Here is a 16,501-nt window from a genome sequence, read left to right as displayed (position 1 = left end):
CGTTCCAGCGTTACAGCACAGGCGGGGGTCCGTCACCCAGGAAATTCCTAGGCGCCGCCCAAGACCTCCAAAAACGTCGCTTGCGTGTGGCGATTATTAATGTGCTGAAGTGTTGACCGGGTAACGACCGGAACGCTATCCGGTCAGCACCGACTGGACGGACTTGGTCACCACGTCGGCCGCGTCGCGCGTGGCCAGACGTCCCGTGCGCACCTCGGTAGCGGCGCCGTGCAGGATGTAGTGGACGACGCTGACCAGCCAGGCGGTGGGCAGGTCGGTGCGGAAGGCGCCCTGCTCCTGGCCGCGGCGGACGAGTTCGGCCATGCGCTGGTCGGGTTCGCCGTGCAGTTCTCGCACGCGCCCGGCCGGGACCACCCCTTCGGCGGCGGTCAGCAGGGCCGCGGACTCGGCCACCAGTTCCCAGCTCGACGCCAGCAGGCGGGTCATGGCCTCGCCCGCGTCTCCCGTCAGGTCGACCGACGACAACGTCCCCTCGCCGGCCCGCAGAGCGTCCACGAGCGCGGCTTCGATCAGGTCGGCCCGGGTGCGGAAGTGCCCGTAGAGGGTCATCCGCCCGACGCCCGCGGCCTGCGCGATCTCATCGGTGGTCGCGGTCGGATTCGAGCTCAGCTGCGCGCGCGCCGCGGACACGATGCGGGCGATGTTGCGCTCGGCGTCGGCGCGGCGTCTGGGGCGGGCGGGCGTGGCCATGCCCTCAGCTTAACGCGTATGTACGCATACGAGTTATCGGTCTATGGTGTAACTCGTATGTGAGAGTACGAGTTATGGAGAGAACGATGACCCGACCGCAAGAACCGGCACCGCACCCGGCGCGCTGGCGCATCCTCGGCTTCCTCGGCGTCGCGCAGCTCATGCTGATCCTCGACGTCACCGTCGTGGCGATCGCGCTGCCGCACATCGAGACCGACCTCGAACTCAGCCGCCAGGCGCTGACCTGGACGGTCAGCGCCTACACGCTCACCTTCGGCGGGCTGATGCTGCTCGGCGGGCGGATCACGGACCTGGTGGGCGCCAAGCGGGTCGTGCTCGCCGGGCTGCTGCTGTTCACCGCGGCATCGCTGGCCACCGGGCTGGCCGGGTCCGCGGCCATGCTGGTGGGCGGCCGGATCGCCCAGGGGGTCGGCGCGGCGCTGCTGTCCCCGGCGGCGCTGTCGCTGGTGGTGGCCCTGTTCGACGGGGACGAGCGGAACAAGGCCCTGGGCGTGTGGTCCGCGCTCGGCGGCGGCGGCGCGGCGCTGGGCGTCCTCCTGGGCGGCCTGCTCACCGCCGGGCCCGGCTGGCCGTGGGTCTTCCACGTCAACGTGCCGATCGGGCTGGTGATCGCCGTGGCGCTCGCCGTCCTGCTGCCGGCCCGGCCCGCGCCCGCCGGCCGGCCCCGGCTCGACGTCCTCGGCGCGGTCCTGGTGACCTCCTCGTCGGCGTCGCTGATCTACGCTCTCATCGCCGCCGGCGAGCGCGGCTGGCTCACGGTGCTCACCGGAGCCCTCGTGCTGGCGGCCGCGGCGGGTTACGTGGTGTTCGTCCTGTGGCAGCGGCGGGCCCGGTCGCCCCTGATGGACGTCCGGCTACTGGTCCGGCGGCCCGTGGCGACCGGCGCGTTCCTGATCCTGATGGCGACGGCGCTGATGATCGCGGTCTTCTTCCTGGGCACCTTCTACTTCCAGCACGCCCAGGGGTACGGCGCGCTGCGGACGGGGCTGCTGTTCCTGCCGGTGGCCCTGGCGACGATGCTCGGGGCGAACCTGACCGGACGCGTGATCGGCCGATGGGGCGGCCGCGCGCCGGCCGTCGCCGGCCTGGCGCTCGCGGCGATCGGCATGGCCGTCCCGGCGGTGACGATGCGGCCCGTCAGCGTCGTGGTCGGCGTGGCCGTCGCGGCGGCGGGCACCGGCGCGATGTTCGTCATCGCCTCGGCGACCGCGCTGGGCCAGGTGGCGCCCCACGAGGCCGGGATCGCGTCCGGCATCGTGAGCACCTTCCACGAGTTCGGCGCCTCCCTCGGCGCCGCGGTCGTGTCGAGCGTCGCGGCGGCGAGCCTCGTCGGGACCACGCTGGACGGCTTCGGCAAGGGGTTCACCGTGGCGGCCATCGCCGCGGCCGCCGGGCTGGTCGCGGCCGCGCTGCTCACCCCCGGCCGCCGCGTCCCCTCCTGATCGGAAACGGCGCGGGCGGGCGGCTGTCCCGCCCGCGCGGTGCGGTCAGGCGGGCGGGACCAGCGCGGTGATCTCGGCCAGCTCCTCGGGGGTCGGCTCCCAGGCGCCGGCGGCCGCGTTGGCCTGGACCTGCTCGGGACTGGTCGCACCGGCGATCACCGAGGCGCAGCCCGGCAGGGCGGCCAGCGCGCCGATGGCCACGTCCAGAAGGGAGCGGCCGTGTGTCTCGGCCCAGGACGCCAGCGCCTCCACCCGGTCCATCTTCTCCGGCGTGACGAGCTGGGGACTCGACGCGAGCCGGCTCCCGGCCGGCGGTTCCTGCCCGCGCCGCACCTTTCCGGTCAGCAACCCGTGGGCCAGCGGGAAGTACGGCAGCACGCCGACCCCGTAACGCACGGCCGCCGGCACCAGCTCGCGCTCGGCGGACCGGTCCAGCAGCGACCAGTGGTTCTGGGCCGACACGAACGACGCGGATCCGGTCTCGCGGGCCACGTGCGCGGCCTCGGCGACCTGCCAGGCGGCGAAGTTCGAGCTGCCGATGTAGCGCACCTTGCCCTCACGCACCAGCTCCGTCAGGGCCGCCAGCGTCTCCTCGATCGGGGTGGCACCGTCCGGGAAGTGGTACTGGTAAAGGTCGATGTAGTCGGTCCGCAGGCGGCGCAGCGAGCCTTCCACGGCCCGTCGGATGTACGACCGGCCGCCCAGCGCCCCGTGCGCCTCGCCCTGCCCGTAGTCGGGGCGTTTGCCGGCGCTGCCGAACTTGGTGGCCAGCACGACCCTGTCCCGCCGGCCGGCCAGCACCTCGCCGAGCAGTTCCTCGGAGTCGCCCGCCGCGGCGCCGTACGACTCGGCGGTGTCGAACAGCGTGACGCCCGCCTCGATCGCCGCGTCCACCACCGCCCTGGTACGGGTCACGTCGATACGCGATCCGATGTTGTTGCAGCCCAGCCCGACCACCGACACCCGCAGGCCCGAGCTGCCCATCGTCCTGTAGCGCACTGTCCAGAACCCTCCGGAGCCTCGAGTTCGTCCACTCCGTACAGTGCCATGCGCTCGCGGCCGGGCCGGCGAGGGCTCGGTCAATCTTTTGATCAGGTCGCCCCTATCCGCCGTTCACCGTGCGTTCGGCGACGCCCGGCAGGCTCCCGGAGATCGAGTTCCGCGCAGCGCTTGGGAGCCACCCCGCATGGACCACGCACCACGAACCTTCCGGGCTCTGCGCCGGAGACCCTCCGCCCTGATCGCGGCGGTCACCGCCGGCCTCGCGCTGTGCCTCGCGGCCCCGTCGGCGGCCGGCGCGGCGCCCTCGCCGACGGTGCCGGTGCAGCTGCTGTCGATCACCGACCTGCACGGCTACTTCGGTGAGTACACCACCACGGTCCCCGGGGCGCGGGCCGGGGAACCCGCGCAGCAGGTCGGCGGCGGCGCGTACCTGACCACCCACCTCGAGCGGCTCAGCGCCGGCAAGCGGAACTCGGTCCTGTTCTCCGCCGGGGACGACTTCACCGGCTGGCCGAACGAGACCGGCTGGTTCTGGAACGAGCCGACCATCGAGTACCTGAACTCGATCGGCATGGACTTCTCGACGGTCGGCAACCACGAGATGGACCGGGGCTACACGTTCCTGCGCCACATGATCGACGGCACCTGCGAGGGGCGCCCCGACCGCGACCTCTGCTTCACCGACTCGACCGGCCGGCGGTTCCGGGGCGCCGATTTCGGCTACTACTCCGGCAGCATGGTCAACGAGCGCACCGGCAAGCCGGCGCTGCCGCCGTACCACGTGAAGTACGTCGACGACGGGCGCGGCGGCAAGATCCCGGTCGGCTTCGTGTTCGCCACCACCGCGCGGGCCTCAGAGGAGCAGATGTCGTACACGCCGAAGGGCTTCGACTTCCGCGACGAGACCGACACGGTCAACAAGTACGCCGCGCTCCTCCGCGAGCAGGGCGTACGGGCCATCGTGGCGGTCATGCACGAGGGCTTCTCCCAGAAGGCCGGGGCGGGCTACAACGAGTGCGTCGACCCGTCCGGCCCAGTGGTGGACTTCAACGCCCGGATCACCCCGGATGTCGACGCGATCGTCACCGGGCACTGGCACGCCCTGGTCAACTGCATGCTCCGCGATCCGGCGGGCAACCCCCGGCCGGTGGTCGAGGCGGCCAACCACGGCCGGCTGATCAACGAGATGAACCTCCAGCTCGACCCGCGCACCGGCGAGGTGCTGCGGGACCGGACCACCTCCGTCAACCACGCCAACACCAAGGACGTCACGCCCGACCCGGAGACGCTGCGGATCGCGGACTACTGGCGGCGGCAGGCGGCGGCCAGGGGCGACACCCCGGTGGCGACGGTCACCGCCGACCTGACCCGGGCGCCGGGCGACAGCGCCGAATCGACCATGTACAACGCGACCGCGGACGCCTTCCACTGGGCCGCCAACAGGGACGGGCGGGCCGACCTAGCAGTCGCGATGCCGGGCATCCTCCGCCGCGACGTCCGGTACGCCGCCGACCCGGCAAACCCGGCCGACGCCCCGGGCCGGGTGCTCTTCTCCGAACTCGCCCTGGGCACCGTCTACGACAGCGGCATCGGCGTCGGCCTGGTCCGGGGCGACATCAGCGGCGCACAGCTCGACGCCTTGCTGGAGAGCCAGTGGCAGCAGGCCGCCGACGGGTCGGTGAAGTACCGGCAGATGGCCGTCTCCGGCAACGTCCGCTACACCTACGACACGACGAAGCCGGTAGGCCGGCGGGTCGCCGCCGTCCGGATCGGCGACCGGCCGGTCAACCCGCACGCCACGTACCGGATCGCCACCTTGGCGAACAACTTCTTCGCCAAGAACGCCACCCCCGGCTTCACCGCACTGTTCGAGGCGAAGAAGCAGGACCGCAGCCTCTACAACGGCGGCGACGCGCTCTGGCGCTACCTGGAGAAGAAGTCCCCGGCAAGCCCGCCCGCCCTGGGCCGGGCGACGCCGGTCTCCGAAAGCCGATCGGGAACCTGAATAAAGATTGAGGTGATGCGGGGCTCCTGGCAGGCTGGGGAGTCATGATCGAGACCGCGGGCATCGCCATCACGACGTGCGCCGAGCGTCCCGAGCTCGTCCCGCGGCTCTACGAGATCAACGAGACCTGGCCTGCCTTCATGACGCACGATCCGATCGGCGATGCCCTGCTCGGCCGCGTCCCCGAGGAGTTCCCGCAGTACTGCGTCGTGGCGACCCATGGCGAACGTGTCGTGGCCCGCGGTAAGAGCGTGCCTTTCAACGCCGAATCGCCCGGCCGTGAGGAGCTGCCGGCCCAGGGCTGGGACGCGGTGCTGGTGTGGGCGTTCCGCGACCACCGGGACAGCCGCCACGGGGCCGTGGCCAGCGCTCTGGACATCACCATCGACGCCGACTACCTCGGACGCGGGCTGTCCCACCACATACTCGCGGCTCTGCGCGACGCGGCCGGTCGGCAGGGGAGCGCCACACTGCTCGCCCCAGTCCGCCCCACGGCGAAGCATCTACGACCGCGCATGTCCATGGACGTCTACATCCGCGAGCAGCGTGACGACGGGCTGCCCGCCGACCCGTGGCTGCGCGTGCACGTCAAGGCCGGCGGCGTCATCGAGAAGGTCGCCCCGGCATCGATGACCATCAGCGGAGCGCTGGCCGAATGGCGACGATGGACGGGCCTGCCGTTCGACCGCGACGGTGACGTGGAGGTCCCCGGCGCGCTGGTCCCCGTGCACTGCGATACCGCGCACGACCACGCCGTCTACGTCGAACCGAACGTATGGGTCCGGCACACTCTGGCGTCAAGGGCCGAGTAGGTCCCATCGGTTCCCGGCGATGTCGAGGAACACGGCGACCCGGCCGTAGGGCTCGGTGCGCGGCGAGGTGGCGAACTCGACGCCGGCGGCCGTCATGCGCGTGTAGGCGGCATCGAAGTCGTCCACCCGCAGGAAGAATCCCACGCGGCCGGCGACCTGGTCTCCGACGGCGGCGCTCTGCCGCCGGCCGTCCGCGCGGGCGAGCAGAACGCCGGTCTGCGCGCCCGGCGGCCGGACGACGACCCACCGCTTGGGACGGCCGTCGTTGGTGCGCGATGGCGAGTCCTCGACAAGGTCGAATCCCAGGGCGTCGGTGAAGAACTCGATGGCTCGGTCGTAGTCGTCCACGACGATCGTGATCAGGTCGAGTCGCACCTTCGTGAGCGTAGGGTCTGCCTCGCGGCGTCAGGAGCGGTCGGCGAAATGCTCGGCGAAGAGCTGGTGGCGGATCCGGTAGGTGCTCCCCTGGCTGCGCAGCAGGTCCTTGCGGGCGGCGTAGCGCAGGAAGCGGTTCAGGCGCCGGGGCAGGTAGCCGACGGAGACCAGGAACGGGGCGGTCAGCGGGCTGGAGTAGAGGTTGAGGCGGCGGCACTGGGCGGCCACGTAGAGACCGATGCCCGCGCCGATTCCCACGGCCAGGAAATGGAAGAAGAGCGGCCGGGAGATCCACCCCTGGCGCATGGCCGCCATGAGGAGGAATCCGGTCAGGCCGCCGGTGACGCCGATGAAGGCCACCCACATCTCCCGGTCCTCGTCCTCGGCCCGGCCGCCCGACATGGCATCGGTCAGGAAGCCGACCGCACCGCCGGCCGCGAAGAAGGCCAGCGCGCACGCGCCGGTGACCACGTACGGGGCGGGGATGGCGATCAGGGCGAAATAGGCGAGCCCGAGAAAATACCCGGCGGCCCCCACGACGACCAGCGCGACGGCGATGCTCGGGACGATCCGGACGGCGAACATCCGCAGCGCCCGCGGTGAGGCGGACCGGAGGTCGGAGACCAGCAGGACGACGGCCAACCCGATCCCGCCGACCACGCCCACGCTCACGAAGGCCACCAGGACCACGATCCAGTCGATGGCCGTCCCCGGTTCGCCGCCCTCCGTGTCCGACAGGCGCGGGAACAGCTCCACCAGCCTGCTCATGCCCATCCCGGCGGCCATGGCGGCACCGGACAGGAGGGCGCCGACGAGGGCCACGATCGCGCACAGGCCGGGCAGCCCCACCGGCCGCACCGTCGACGCGGCCGGGCCTTCCACCGCCATCCGCCAGATCAGCAGCACGCCCAGGGCGGTGGCCAGTGCCGCCCCGGCGACGGCGGCTCCGGCGTGCCGCAGCAGGACGGCGCTCCCGGCGAGCGCGACCACGGCCATCAGCGGACCGGTGAGGCCGTTCTTGACGGCCCGCACGGCGTCGGCGGGCAGCCCCCAGTAGGTGAGGCCGACGAGCCCCGGCCCGAGCCGGGTCGCGACGACATCGCTCCGGCCGGCCAGGCGCCCGAGCCACCGCACCACGTCGTCCCGCGTGTAACCGTGGGACTGGTCGCCGCGCCGGACCGCCTCGTCCACGTAGGCGTCGAGGAGGGCCCGGCGGCGCTCGGCCAGCGTTCCTCCCCGGGCGCGGGACGGCTCGGAGACGGCCGCGAGCACGTGCAGCCAGAGCGGGGCGTCGAGCAGGTCCCACAGGGTCGGGTCCGAGTCGATCGAGTGCCGGACGTGGTCCAGCGCCGGGCCGCCCGAATCCAGCCAGGCGACCACCTTCTCCCGGTACAGAGGTGCGATGCGCACCGCGTGCTGGAGGGCCAGCGACTCGCCGGTGTCGGCGTAGTCGAGGTCCCGGCTGCACACGGCCATGGGCGGGACCCTGAAGCGGTCCTGCAGGTGGTTGATCCAGCGCACGCAGGTCCGGCGGCGCGTCGCGGGAACCTCGTCCAGCCCGTCCAGGAGCAGGACGAGCCGGTGCGCCGAAAGCCATTCCTCGGCGACCTGGCGGCCCAGCCCGTGCTGCTGGCGCAGCGCCTTGAACAGCCAGCGGTTCGCGCTGTCGAACTCGTCGCCCGTGGAGCCGCGCCGCGTCCATGGGACGGGCAATCGGCGAAAGGAAGTCCGCCGAGGCACCGGCCGGTCGTCGAAGGAGCTCAGGCCGAGGACCACCGGGATCGGCTGGTCGTCGGAGGTCTCCGCGGCGGCCAGCAGCCGGTCGGCGAGATCGAGGAGTTGCGTGGTCTTGCCCGTGCCGGGCGCTCCCAGCAGGAGCAGCGACCGGCTCGACTGCTCGAACGCGCCGACCACCCCGTCCGGAGGGCTTGAAGACTCGTCCACCACGGTCATCTCGTCCGGGACCCGGACCCGTTCCGGGACGTCCACCAGGCCGATTCCCGCCCAGATGCCGGGTTGGTCGGCGAGGCGCGCGTCCAGTTCCCGGCGGATTCTGCGCAGCGCCTTGTCCCGGAACCGGGCGGGGAACCGCCCAGACGGCGACGTCCGGCGGTCGGCCCGGTACTGCGCTACCGCCAGCCAGGTCGCCGCCACTCCCAGGACGAGCACCCCCGGGATCGCCCACCGGGGCGCGACCCCGCCCGTCGCCAGGTTGATCGTCACGGGCAGAAGCACGAGCCCCACGACCGCCGTGGCGGCCACCCGCACCCATCTCATCGCACCCTCGCTCCCGCCAGGCGCCCATGATGCTCCTGGATCCTATGCCCGCGGGGTGAGCGAGGGTCTCCGAAGGGTGCGGATGGCCTGATCAGGCCCTACCCGCTGACCGCGTAGGCGTCGATGACGGTCTGGGTGACCGACGAACCGGCCGGGCCCGTCGCCGCCGCGCGCAGGGACACCGTCCCTGGACGCGCGCCCGTGACGGTCAGGACCCAGCGGTCACCTGACCGCTTCACGGGGACCTTCCGCCAGGTGGCGCCCCGGTCGAAGGACGCCTCCACGGTCACGTCCTTGGTGGCGGATCCGTCGTTGCTCTCCGTCCACAGCGAGACGATGGTCGGCGCGCCCGCGGCCGCCCGGTTGAGGTCGTCCAGCCCGTGCGGCGCGAAGCGAACGACGCGCAAGGGAAGCCGCATGGTCTCCTTCGTGTGCCCGGACCGGAACTTCCAGGCGGCTGTGACCTTGGTGGACAGCTTCGCGTCGGGCGCCCGTTCGGCGTCGGCGATCAGCTCGTACTCGGCCGCACCCGTGGGAACGGTGGTGGCCAGTTCGTACGACTCGAACGTGGAGTTCTTGATGACCTTCCCGCCCGATTTCAGTACGAGGCTTCCTTGGCCAGGACCGTCTCCGAAAGCTCCGTGGCCCGACTCGCTGAAGAAGCCGGCCGGCGAGTAGTAGATGGCGTCTCCGGTCCGTACGGCGCGCGGTTCCCGTTCGAGTCCGTTCTGAAGCGTCTCCTTCAGTGCCGGCCCGACGACGGCCGATCCGAACGTCACCTTGTGGTTGCTGCCGGGGAAGGCCAAGGGGGCGTAACCGGCGAACATCCCCTCCTGTTCCAGGATCGACCACCACTGGAAATCGGGGTTGCGCGTGAGGCGAAGCGTGGACGTGCCGGGGGCGTTCACGCGGTCCCCCATCATGACGGGAAGGTCGAGCTCGGGGAAGGCCGCACCGATATAGAGGTCAGCGGCCGACTTGCCCCCGAGCCCGCGCACGGTGGCCTGGACCGTCGTCATGTCGGCGGCACGGGCCTTGTACGAGGGGTCCTCCGGAAATTCACCGCGCCGGTAGTCGTAGATCTCGTACCGGTACGGACCGGGAGCCTCGGGCGTCGAGCCCTTCTTGCGCCAGGAAGTGTGGATGAAGTAGGCGAGGCCGCTCTGCTTGACGGGCACGACGTAGCGGTGCGACGGCGGGCAGTTGGTCATCGGGTTGTACTCATATCGGACGGTGCCGTCGGCGTATCCGAAGCCGAAGTCGTAGACCTCCTGCATCTCGACCGAGGGGTCGTCGACCGACACGCTGACCGGTTTCTTGGCGGCGCGCGAGTCGAGCACCACGGAACGGTCTTGGGTCAACGTGATGGGCGTGTGCGTGAGAGTGGCGTCGGCGCATCCGTCGGGCCTGGTCTCCGTCGAGATCGAGCCGAAGACGTTGTAGCGGCCCTCCGGGAGGCGGTACTTGGTCGTCCCGTCGGTGAAGACGAACTCGTTGTACGAGGAGTTCTGGTCCTGCAGGATGAGCAGCTCACCGGCGTCCTTGCCATCACGGTCGATGGCCTTGAAGGTGGCGTCGTGCGCCTTCGGTTCCAGATGGGCGCCGATCACGGTGCTGACCACCGTCGTGCCCGAGGTGGCGACGACCGTGCCGCTGTGGGCGCCCTGCGGCGAGTCCGGTCCGCCGATGGCGACCCGGACGGTGGCCCGGCCCTTGGCGGGCACGGTCACGGTCGGGGCGTCCAAGCGGAACACCTTCTCCGGAGCGTTGACCCGCAACGCCAACTCCACCGGCCGGTCGCCCGAGTTCTCGTACGTGATCGTGCGGTAGGTGGTTTCGGCGTGCGGGTAGCGCTGCACCTCGAACAGCGTGCCCTCGGTGGTCCCCACGGACTGGCCGACGGCCCGCGCGATGTCGAGGCGTCCGGCGCCCTGGCGGTAGGTGGACGCGCCCGCGGTGGGCTTGGCCGCGTTCATCAGCGCCGCCTTGAGCCGCCCCGCGGGCCAGTCGGGATGCTGCGCGGCCAGGATCGCCGCAGCCCCGGCCACGTGCGGCGCGGCCATCGAGGTACCCGACGCCGTCACGTAGTTCTCGTCATAGGGCTCGTCGATCTCGGTGTCCTTGGCCCGGGCCGCGATGATGCCCACTCCGGGCGCGGTGATGTCGGGCTTGATCGCCTGGTCGCCCAGCCGCGGCCCGCTGCTGGAGAACTCGGCGAGGGAGTCGTCTCTGCCCACCGCGCCCACGGTGAGCGCGGAGTCCGCGGTGCCCGGACTGCCCAGGGTGCGCTCGCCCGGGCCGTCGTTGCCCGCACTGACGACGAAGAGCGTGCCGGTCCGGGCCGTGAGCGCGTCGACCGCCTGTTCCAGCGGGTCGCTGCCCTGGAGGTCCTGGCCGCCCAGGCTCATGTTGACGACTTTGGCCTTCACCTGGGTGGCGGCCCACTCCATCCCGGACAGGATCCACGAGTCGTAAGCGCGCCCGGTGTCGTCGAAGACCTTGCCCGCCGCGACCCTCGCGCCGGGCGCCACACCCCGGAACCGGCCCTCCGAGGCCGCTCCCGAGCCCGCCACGGTGGACGCGACATGCGTGCCGTGGCCGTTCCTGTCCTGCACGTCGTCGGTGCCCTGCTCGGTGAAGCCGCGTGACTGGGCGACGACGTCCTTGAGGTCGGGATGTCCCGTGTCGTACCCGGTGTCGAGGACGGCGACGGTACTGCCCTTGCCGTCCCATCCGCGTTCCCAGGCGGCGGGGGCGCCGACCTGCTGCACGCTTTTGTCGAGCTGCGTCCGGCGTTTGCCGTCGAGCCAGACCCGGGTGGCCGCGCCGCTGGAGCGCATGCCGTTCGCGGTGAGCGAGGCCCAGGCCGTCCCGGCGTTCTTCTTGTCGACCCGCAGGGCGTCCATGCCGAGCGTCGGCAGGCCGGCGGCCTTGGTGGTCCCCGCGACCGCCCCGCGTTCCCGGCCCCGCTGCACGATCACAGGGATGTCCCCGCGGCGGGCGTCACCGTACCCCTCGGCGGTCAGCAGCCCGATGTCGAAGAGCCGCCGGTCGAGCCTGCCCTGGCCGACCAGCCGCGCCGCGTCGTCGGGTATGACGTAGCGGTTCCCGCCGACCTTGAGCCTCTGGAACGTCGTCCGCTCGCGTCCCTTGCCGGGCCGGACGCCCAGCACGACCGCCGCCGGACCCTCCCCTCGTACCCGCACGATGTCGCCGGTCACGAGCGTCACCTCGCCGGCGCCTGCGGACCGGGGCCGCTGCCGCGCCTCCGCCGACGACGGGACGTGGGTGGCCGCACCGGCCAGCACGGTGACGGCCAAGGCCGCCACCGTTCGTTTCCATCTCATCTCACTCCGTGGGTAGCAGCGAAGATCCGTCACCACCTCTTGTCCGGAGCCGCATCCCCGGTTGCGGGTTTGCGCGAATTAAATCGTCGGAGGAGTCTGGGCCGCGGTTCTGTCCAGGAGGCGTCGCCAGATGCCGAAGGCGATTTCCTCGTCGGGGCGGCGCAAGCCCATTCGGTTGCAGTGCATGTGCAGCAGACTGCGAACGATTTCCGCGGGGTGAGTCGACAGTTCGTCGTTCGCTTGCAGTTCCGTCATGCCGCGGACGAGCGTCGCCGTCGCGGGCTGCCAGATCTCTTGGGCCTGGTTGAGCACCTCGCTGCTGTTGAGGTCGGCCCAGAGGGCCTGCTTGGCCTCGCGGTACTCGGCGCCGCCGATGTGGGCGGGACCGGCCGACCGGGAGATGACACGGCGGTCATCGAGTGAGGGGACCAGCAGCCTGCACAGGTACTCCAGGCTGAGCGCGGTCATCGAGGTGCGCTCCATGTCCGGTGCGCTGGCCCGCAGGTGCCTCAGCAGCAGCGTGACCGCCGTACTGTCCCGCTGGAACCAGTGTTCGGCATGTTCGATCAGGCCGGGACCGCCGTAGCGCTCAATCTCGCGATGGTATCCGGCGAAGGTGAATTCGATGATGCGGCCCTTCGCGGTGAGCGCGTTTGCCCATTCCGCGGTCGCACCGAGGATTTTCTCGCGAAGTTCCTGCGCTGGCACATGAAAGCGGACGCGAAGGTGCGGCGCGGGGTCCCGGTAGCGCAGGAAGAACGGTTCGGAAACGCCGTGATGAGCGGTCATCCGGTCGGCGAAGGCGGCCAGGTCTGTCGTGATCAGCGCGTCGTGCGCATCGGGTTCGGCATAGAGCTTGGCGAACAGCCAGTCGCTGCCGACCGGCTTGACGCGCTCACTGAAAGGCGGGCGCCCGGACCTCCGGACGGTGGTGTGCGTGTTCGGCGCGCCACGGTCGACGCGCACGAGGGGGACGATGACCTCCGAGACATACCGATCGCCCGCCGCGTCGGTCAGAAAACCCTCGTCCGGCTCGGGCAGTGCCTCCTCGAACAGCACTTCGTCGTCCTGCGCCCGCGCCATTGCCGCGCGCAGTTCGGCCAGGGACGGCGCGCTCTCGAGGTCGAGGAGGATGGCGTTGTCCGCTTGGATCATGAAGACCCGGCGCGGCACCATCCACGTCCGCGTCCAGGCGTGGACGGCATCGGCGAAGGGTTCCAGGGCGTCCGCGTGGCCCCAGCCTGCGTCCGGGCCGATCGAGTCCTTCCGCAGCCTCCAGCGCGCCCGCCGGAGGACGAGGTCCCCCCGCTCGATCCGGGGCAGGAACGGGACGGACTCGGCGAGGCGCTCCCACTCGAACGGCGAGACCCGGCGCGCCTGGGCGGTCGAAGTTTCGATCAGGAAGCGGCACACGTTCGGCGCCTTTCCCAGGTTCAGCATCGAGCGCTGGGTCACGTGCAGCCGGCGGCCCAGGCGCTGACTGCGAAGGTAGATGCGGCCGCCTTCCACGCCCGCCACGATGTCGCCGAGTTCGACCAGCCGATCGGCGGGACGGTTCGTCGCGACGTTGACCGGCAGTTCCCACTCGTGCAGCACCGGCCGGATGTTCACGTTCGCCGCCCGGGCGTCCCCGGGCAGGTAGGTCAGCTCGACGGTCAGCGCGTCGCCCAGCAGTTGCTCCTCGGCAGCGGCCATGTCCCGCAGAGACGCCTGGACGTCCGGCGCGAGCACGTCGTGGAACCGGCCGAAGGTCCGGCCGCCCAAGGTCACGCCCACGCCGGACACCACGCCCCGCCAGCCGTCGCCGCCGGTGCCAGGGGGGACGAGTTGCAGGTGGACGTCCACCGACGGCCACAGCGGCCGGTCGTCGGCGTCGCGGTCGACGGCGGCGGAGAGCTCTTCGAGCCAATGATCGTCGAGGGACACCCGGATGCTTCGTTCCGCGAGTGCCGTGGACGCCAGCCGCACGAGCACCGCCTCGCGATCGGTCCAGGCCGGCGGATCGGGCGTCTCGCCCTGGAGCGGGAAGGTCCGTTCAGGGCACAGGTAGCCGGCCGGGGGACCGAGCCCCGTCTCCTCGGAAAGAAGCTCCAGTACGGGAACCTCGGTCCGGGCGCCGTAACGCTCGATGAACGCGTTGGCGTACTCCTGCAGAGGCGGTGGGTACTGGTCGGACACCACCTCGGCGAGCACTCGCGCCGCGTCCTGCGCCAGGCGCGCGATCTCCTGGGGAAGGACGGGGGACGACTCGAAGTCCAGCGTGGAGTCGATCTGGACGACCGGACCCTCGTAATCGTCGTCGACGTCCCCGGCCAGGGTCTCGATGCGCGTGCGGAGGTCTCCGTCCACGTCCCGGACCTTGTTGAACGCCTGGATTCCGGCCTCGACCTCGGTCAGCGACTTCGCGAGATCGGGGTCGGCGATGCCTGGCAGCAGGGCGCGCAGCGGTGTGTCCTCGGCGCCGGCCAGCATTCCGGGACGTTCGGCGGTGACCAGGATGTCCAGGTCGACGAGCTCCCGGACCAGGCCGTCGACCTGTTCCGCGGCGGCCGCGGGGTAGGCGGCCTTCAGATGGGCCCGCACCTCGGTGAGAGTCCGCGGGGTCGTCGTGTACTCGAGCGCGGCCCGCACGGGTCCGTTCAGGCGCACGCTGACCGCGCGGTTCTCCTTCGTGCCGTAACCGTCGGCGGTCTGCAGCCATATTCTGCCGCGCGCCGCGTACAGCAGGTCGTTCGGGCGTACCAGCAGATCGGTCGCGGAGCCGGGGTCCTTGGCGAGCCGCTTGGCCAGGTGCATCACCCAGCCCATGTCGGCCCGGGCCCGTGCCTGTCCGATGGCCGCGTCGCCGAGCCGCGCCCGCGTCTCGTCGCCGAAGAACCCACCGGCGACCCCGGCGACGAGCCCGAACGGTGTCGCGCGGAGGCTCATCCTGTTGAGGTAGCGGCCGAGGCTCAGCACGGCCCGGCGCCGGTCCTTGGCGGACAGCTGGTCGAAACGGTCGACGGCATCGGCCAGCGCGGGTGTGGCGGACCGGATCGCGCTCGACACGCCGGGCGTCGCCCACAGCTTCAGCAGGCTGTCGGCATAGCCGCGCTGCCAGTCGTCCCCGCCCGCGGCGACGGGGAACGACTCCAGAATCTCCAAGATCGGACGGGCCGGCAGCGCGGGAGACCTGATCAGGAAGAACCCGCTCGGCTGATAGGGATCTTGCTTCATATCGCGCTCAAATCCCTCGGAGTCAGGAACAGCACCTCGTCCCATCGGGAGGCCTCGGGGGAGACCGTGCCGAGCAGGGCGAGCAGCACCCCGGCGGCTCCCTCCAGCAGCCCGGCGTCGTGCGACAACCTGTTCGGCTCGGGCTCGTCGGCGAAGACATAGGGATGGTCCTCCGCGGCGAGCAGGCACAGCCGCGCGCGCGTGTCGTCCCGCATCTGCCGGAAGCCGGGATCCCCGGTCTGCGCGTAAGCCCGCGTATAGACGGCGAGCAGCCCGGCCAGGCCGTGGCAGAGCGTGGGGGCGAACGCATGACGCTCGGCGTCCGGTGTGTTCTGGACGCGTTCGAGCGCGGCCACGGCCAGGTCACGCGAGCCGGAGTCCCCGCTGACGGCGGATGCCGAGAACAATGCGGCGGCGACTCCGGGGGCGCCGTAGCACCATGCCGTACGCGCGGGGACCTGGCCGGCATCGCGGACGGGAAGCCGCGAGCCGGGGTCGGCCTGCAGCGCACCCGCCCAGCTCGGGCCGTCGGCGCCGTCCAGCCGGCAGGCGGCCAGCCACTCCGCGAGTTCGCCGACCCGGTCCGTCACCTTCGCTCCGCCGATGCCCGCGGCGGCGGCCAGCGTCAGCGCGGCCAGGATGCCCGGCAGCCCGTGGGAGAAGCCCAGGTTGTACATCCCGTCGGGAAATTGATCTTGAAGCCAGGGCGCGGCCCTGGGATACAGCCGGGGCGGGCAGTACCAGTTCGGCACGCCGTCGTCGTCGGGCTCTGTCACCTCAAGGAGATAGGCGACCAACCCGTCGGCGGCGTCACCGCAGGACACGGTCTCCGAGACCTTCAGCACCGCGGCCAGCCGGCCCGCCGCACCGTTGATCGCGTCGTGCTCGCCGAAGGCCGCGCCGCCACGCGCGACCGCGGGCGGCGCCTGCTCGTTCAGCCGTTCGGCGACCCCGCGCAACGACGGGAGATAACGCGGCTCGCGGCGCGCGAACTCCGCCATCACCCACATGAAGCCGGCCGTGCCGGTGAACAGCCCCGCCGATTTGAGCGGATCCGCGGCGGTCGCCTTCGCGGCCCTGCGCAGAACCGCCTGGCCGGCCTTCAGAAAGCGCTCTTCCTCCAGCACCTCGCTCGCATGGAGCAGCGCGAGCGCGATTCCGGGGTCTCCGCTTCCCAGATTCACCCGGCCGCCATCGGACGGCGCGGCCGCCGTCAGCCGGTCGGCCACTCGACGAGCGAGTTCGATGACCTCATCATCGGTCACTTCGCATCCACTTCCACCGGCCGATTCG

Annotated in this window: 10 protein-coding genes; 3 read left to right on the top strand and 7 right to left on the bottom strand. The window is 71.4% G+C overall.

Features of this window, described 5'->3' with window-relative positions; translation table 11 throughout:
• Positions 1 to 135: 135 nt before the first annotated feature.
• On the bottom strand, positions 136 to 711 hold the full coding sequence (locus tag ABD340_RS25855) for a TetR/AcrR family transcriptional regulator (protein WP_344592291.1): 576 nt from the start codon (positions 709 to 711) through the stop codon (positions 136 to 138).
• Positions 712 to 797: 86 nt separating this feature from the next.
• Here ABD340_RS25855 and ABD340_RS25850 point away from each other — a divergent pair, with 86 nt between their 5' ends.
• Positions 798 to 2,174, top strand: a complete 1,377-nt coding sequence (locus ABD340_RS25850) for an MFS transporter (RefSeq protein WP_344592290.1) — start codon at positions 798 to 800, stop codon at positions 2,172 to 2,174.
• 45 nt (positions 2,175 to 2,219) lie between these two features.
• On the opposite strand, the gene ABD340_RS25845 is transcribed toward ABD340_RS25850, so the two are convergent.
• On the bottom strand, positions 2,220 to 3,173 hold the full coding sequence (locus tag ABD340_RS25845) for an aldo/keto reductase (RefSeq protein WP_344592289.1): 954 nt from the start codon (positions 3,171 to 3,173) through the stop codon (positions 2,220 to 2,222).
• A 187-nt stretch (positions 3,174 to 3,360) separates the two neighbouring features.
• On the opposite strand from ABD340_RS25845, the gene ABD340_RS25840 reads away from it, so the two are divergent.
• Both ABD340_RS25840 and ABD340_RS25835 read left to right on the top strand, forming a co-directional pair.
• Positions 3,361 to 5,181, top strand: coding sequence for a bifunctional metallophosphatase/5'-nucleotidase (locus ABD340_RS25840; protein WP_344592287.1), 1,821 nt, complete (start codon positions 3,361 to 3,363; stop codon positions 5,179 to 5,181).
• 44 nt (positions 5,182 to 5,225) lie between these two features.
• Complete coding sequence (locus ABD340_RS25835; protein WP_344592286.1) at positions 5,226 to 5,993, top strand: N-acetyltransferase; 768 nt, start codon at positions 5,226 to 5,228, stop codon at positions 5,991 to 5,993.
• Here ABD340_RS25835 and ABD340_RS25830 read toward each other — a convergent pair.
• From ABD340_RS25830 to ABD340_RS25810, 5 genes are all read right to left on the bottom strand, one after another.
• On the bottom strand, positions 5,979 to 6,368 hold the full coding sequence (locus ABD340_RS25830; RefSeq protein ID WP_344592285.1) for a VOC family protein: 390 nt from the start codon (positions 6,366 to 6,368) through the stop codon (positions 5,979 to 5,981). The two genes, ABD340_RS25835 and ABD340_RS25830, sit on opposite strands and share 15 nt — an antisense overlap.
• 30 nt (positions 6,369 to 6,398) lie before the next feature.
• Positions 6,399 to 8,645 carry an NACHT domain-containing protein gene (locus ABD340_RS25825; protein WP_344592284.1) on the bottom strand — a complete coding sequence of 749 codons (2,247 nt, stop codon included), beginning with the start codon at positions 8,643 to 8,645 and terminating at the stop codon, positions 6,399 to 6,401.
• Between the two features lie 98 nt (positions 8,646 to 8,743).
• Entirely contained in the window at positions 8,744 to 11,992 is a 3,249-nt protein-coding gene (locus tag ABD340_RS25820; RefSeq protein WP_344592283.1) for a S8 family serine peptidase, read from the bottom strand.
• A 78-nt stretch (positions 11,993 to 12,070) separates the two neighbouring features.
• Positions 12,071 to 15,208: a lantibiotic dehydratase gene (locus ABD340_RS25815; RefSeq protein WP_344592282.1), complete on the bottom strand. Its 3,138-nt coding sequence runs from the start codon at positions 15,206 to 15,208 to the stop codon at positions 12,071 to 12,073.
• Complete coding sequence (locus tag ABD340_RS25810) at positions 15,205 to 16,473, bottom strand: lanthionine synthetase C family protein (protein WP_344592281.1); 1,269 nt, start codon at positions 16,471 to 16,473, stop codon at positions 15,205 to 15,207. The genes ABD340_RS25815 and ABD340_RS25810 overlap by 4 nt, the downstream gene beginning before the upstream one ends.
• Positions 16,474 to 16,501: the final 28 nt, after the last annotated feature.

The sequence above is a fragment of the Actinomadura vinacea genome (genome assembly GCF_039532545.1).
Classification (GTDB): Bacteria; Actinomycetota; Actinomycetes; order Streptosporangiales; family Streptosporangiaceae; genus Spirillospora; species Spirillospora vinacea.
Note: the sequence above shows the minus strand (reverse complement) of the source record. Positions and strands in the feature narration are given on the sequence as shown.

What these genes read in the sequence shown, in the direction of transcription:
- ABD340_RS25840 (WP_344592287.1), top strand. Translation starts at nt 3,361, where the DNA reads ATGGACCACGCACCACGAACCTTCCGGGCTCTGCGCCGGAGACCCTCC.
- ABD340_RS25835 (WP_344592286.1), top strand. Translation starts at nt 5,226, where the DNA reads ATGATCGAGACCGCGGGCATCGCCATCACGACGTGCGCCGAGCGTCCC.
- ABD340_RS25820 (WP_344592283.1), bottom strand. Translation starts at nt 11,992, where the DNA reads ATGAGATGGAAACGAACGGTGGCGGCCTTGGCCGTCACCGTGCTGGCC.
- ABD340_RS25850 (WP_344592290.1), top strand. Translation starts at nt 798, where the DNA reads ATGACCCGACCGCAAGAACCGGCACCGCACCCGGCGCGCTGGCGCATC.
- ABD340_RS25815 (WP_344592282.1), bottom strand. Translation starts at nt 15,208, where the DNA reads ATGAAGCAAGATCCCTATCAGCCGAGCGGGTTCTTCCTGATCAGGTCT.
- ABD340_RS25825 (WP_344592284.1), bottom strand. Translation starts at nt 8,645, where the DNA reads ATGAGATGGGTGCGGGTGGCCGCCACGGCGGTCGTGGGGCTCGTGCTT.
- ABD340_RS25855 (WP_344592291.1), bottom strand. Translation starts at nt 711, where the DNA reads ATGGCCACGCCCGCCCGCCCCAGACGCCGCGCCGACGCCGAGCGCAAC.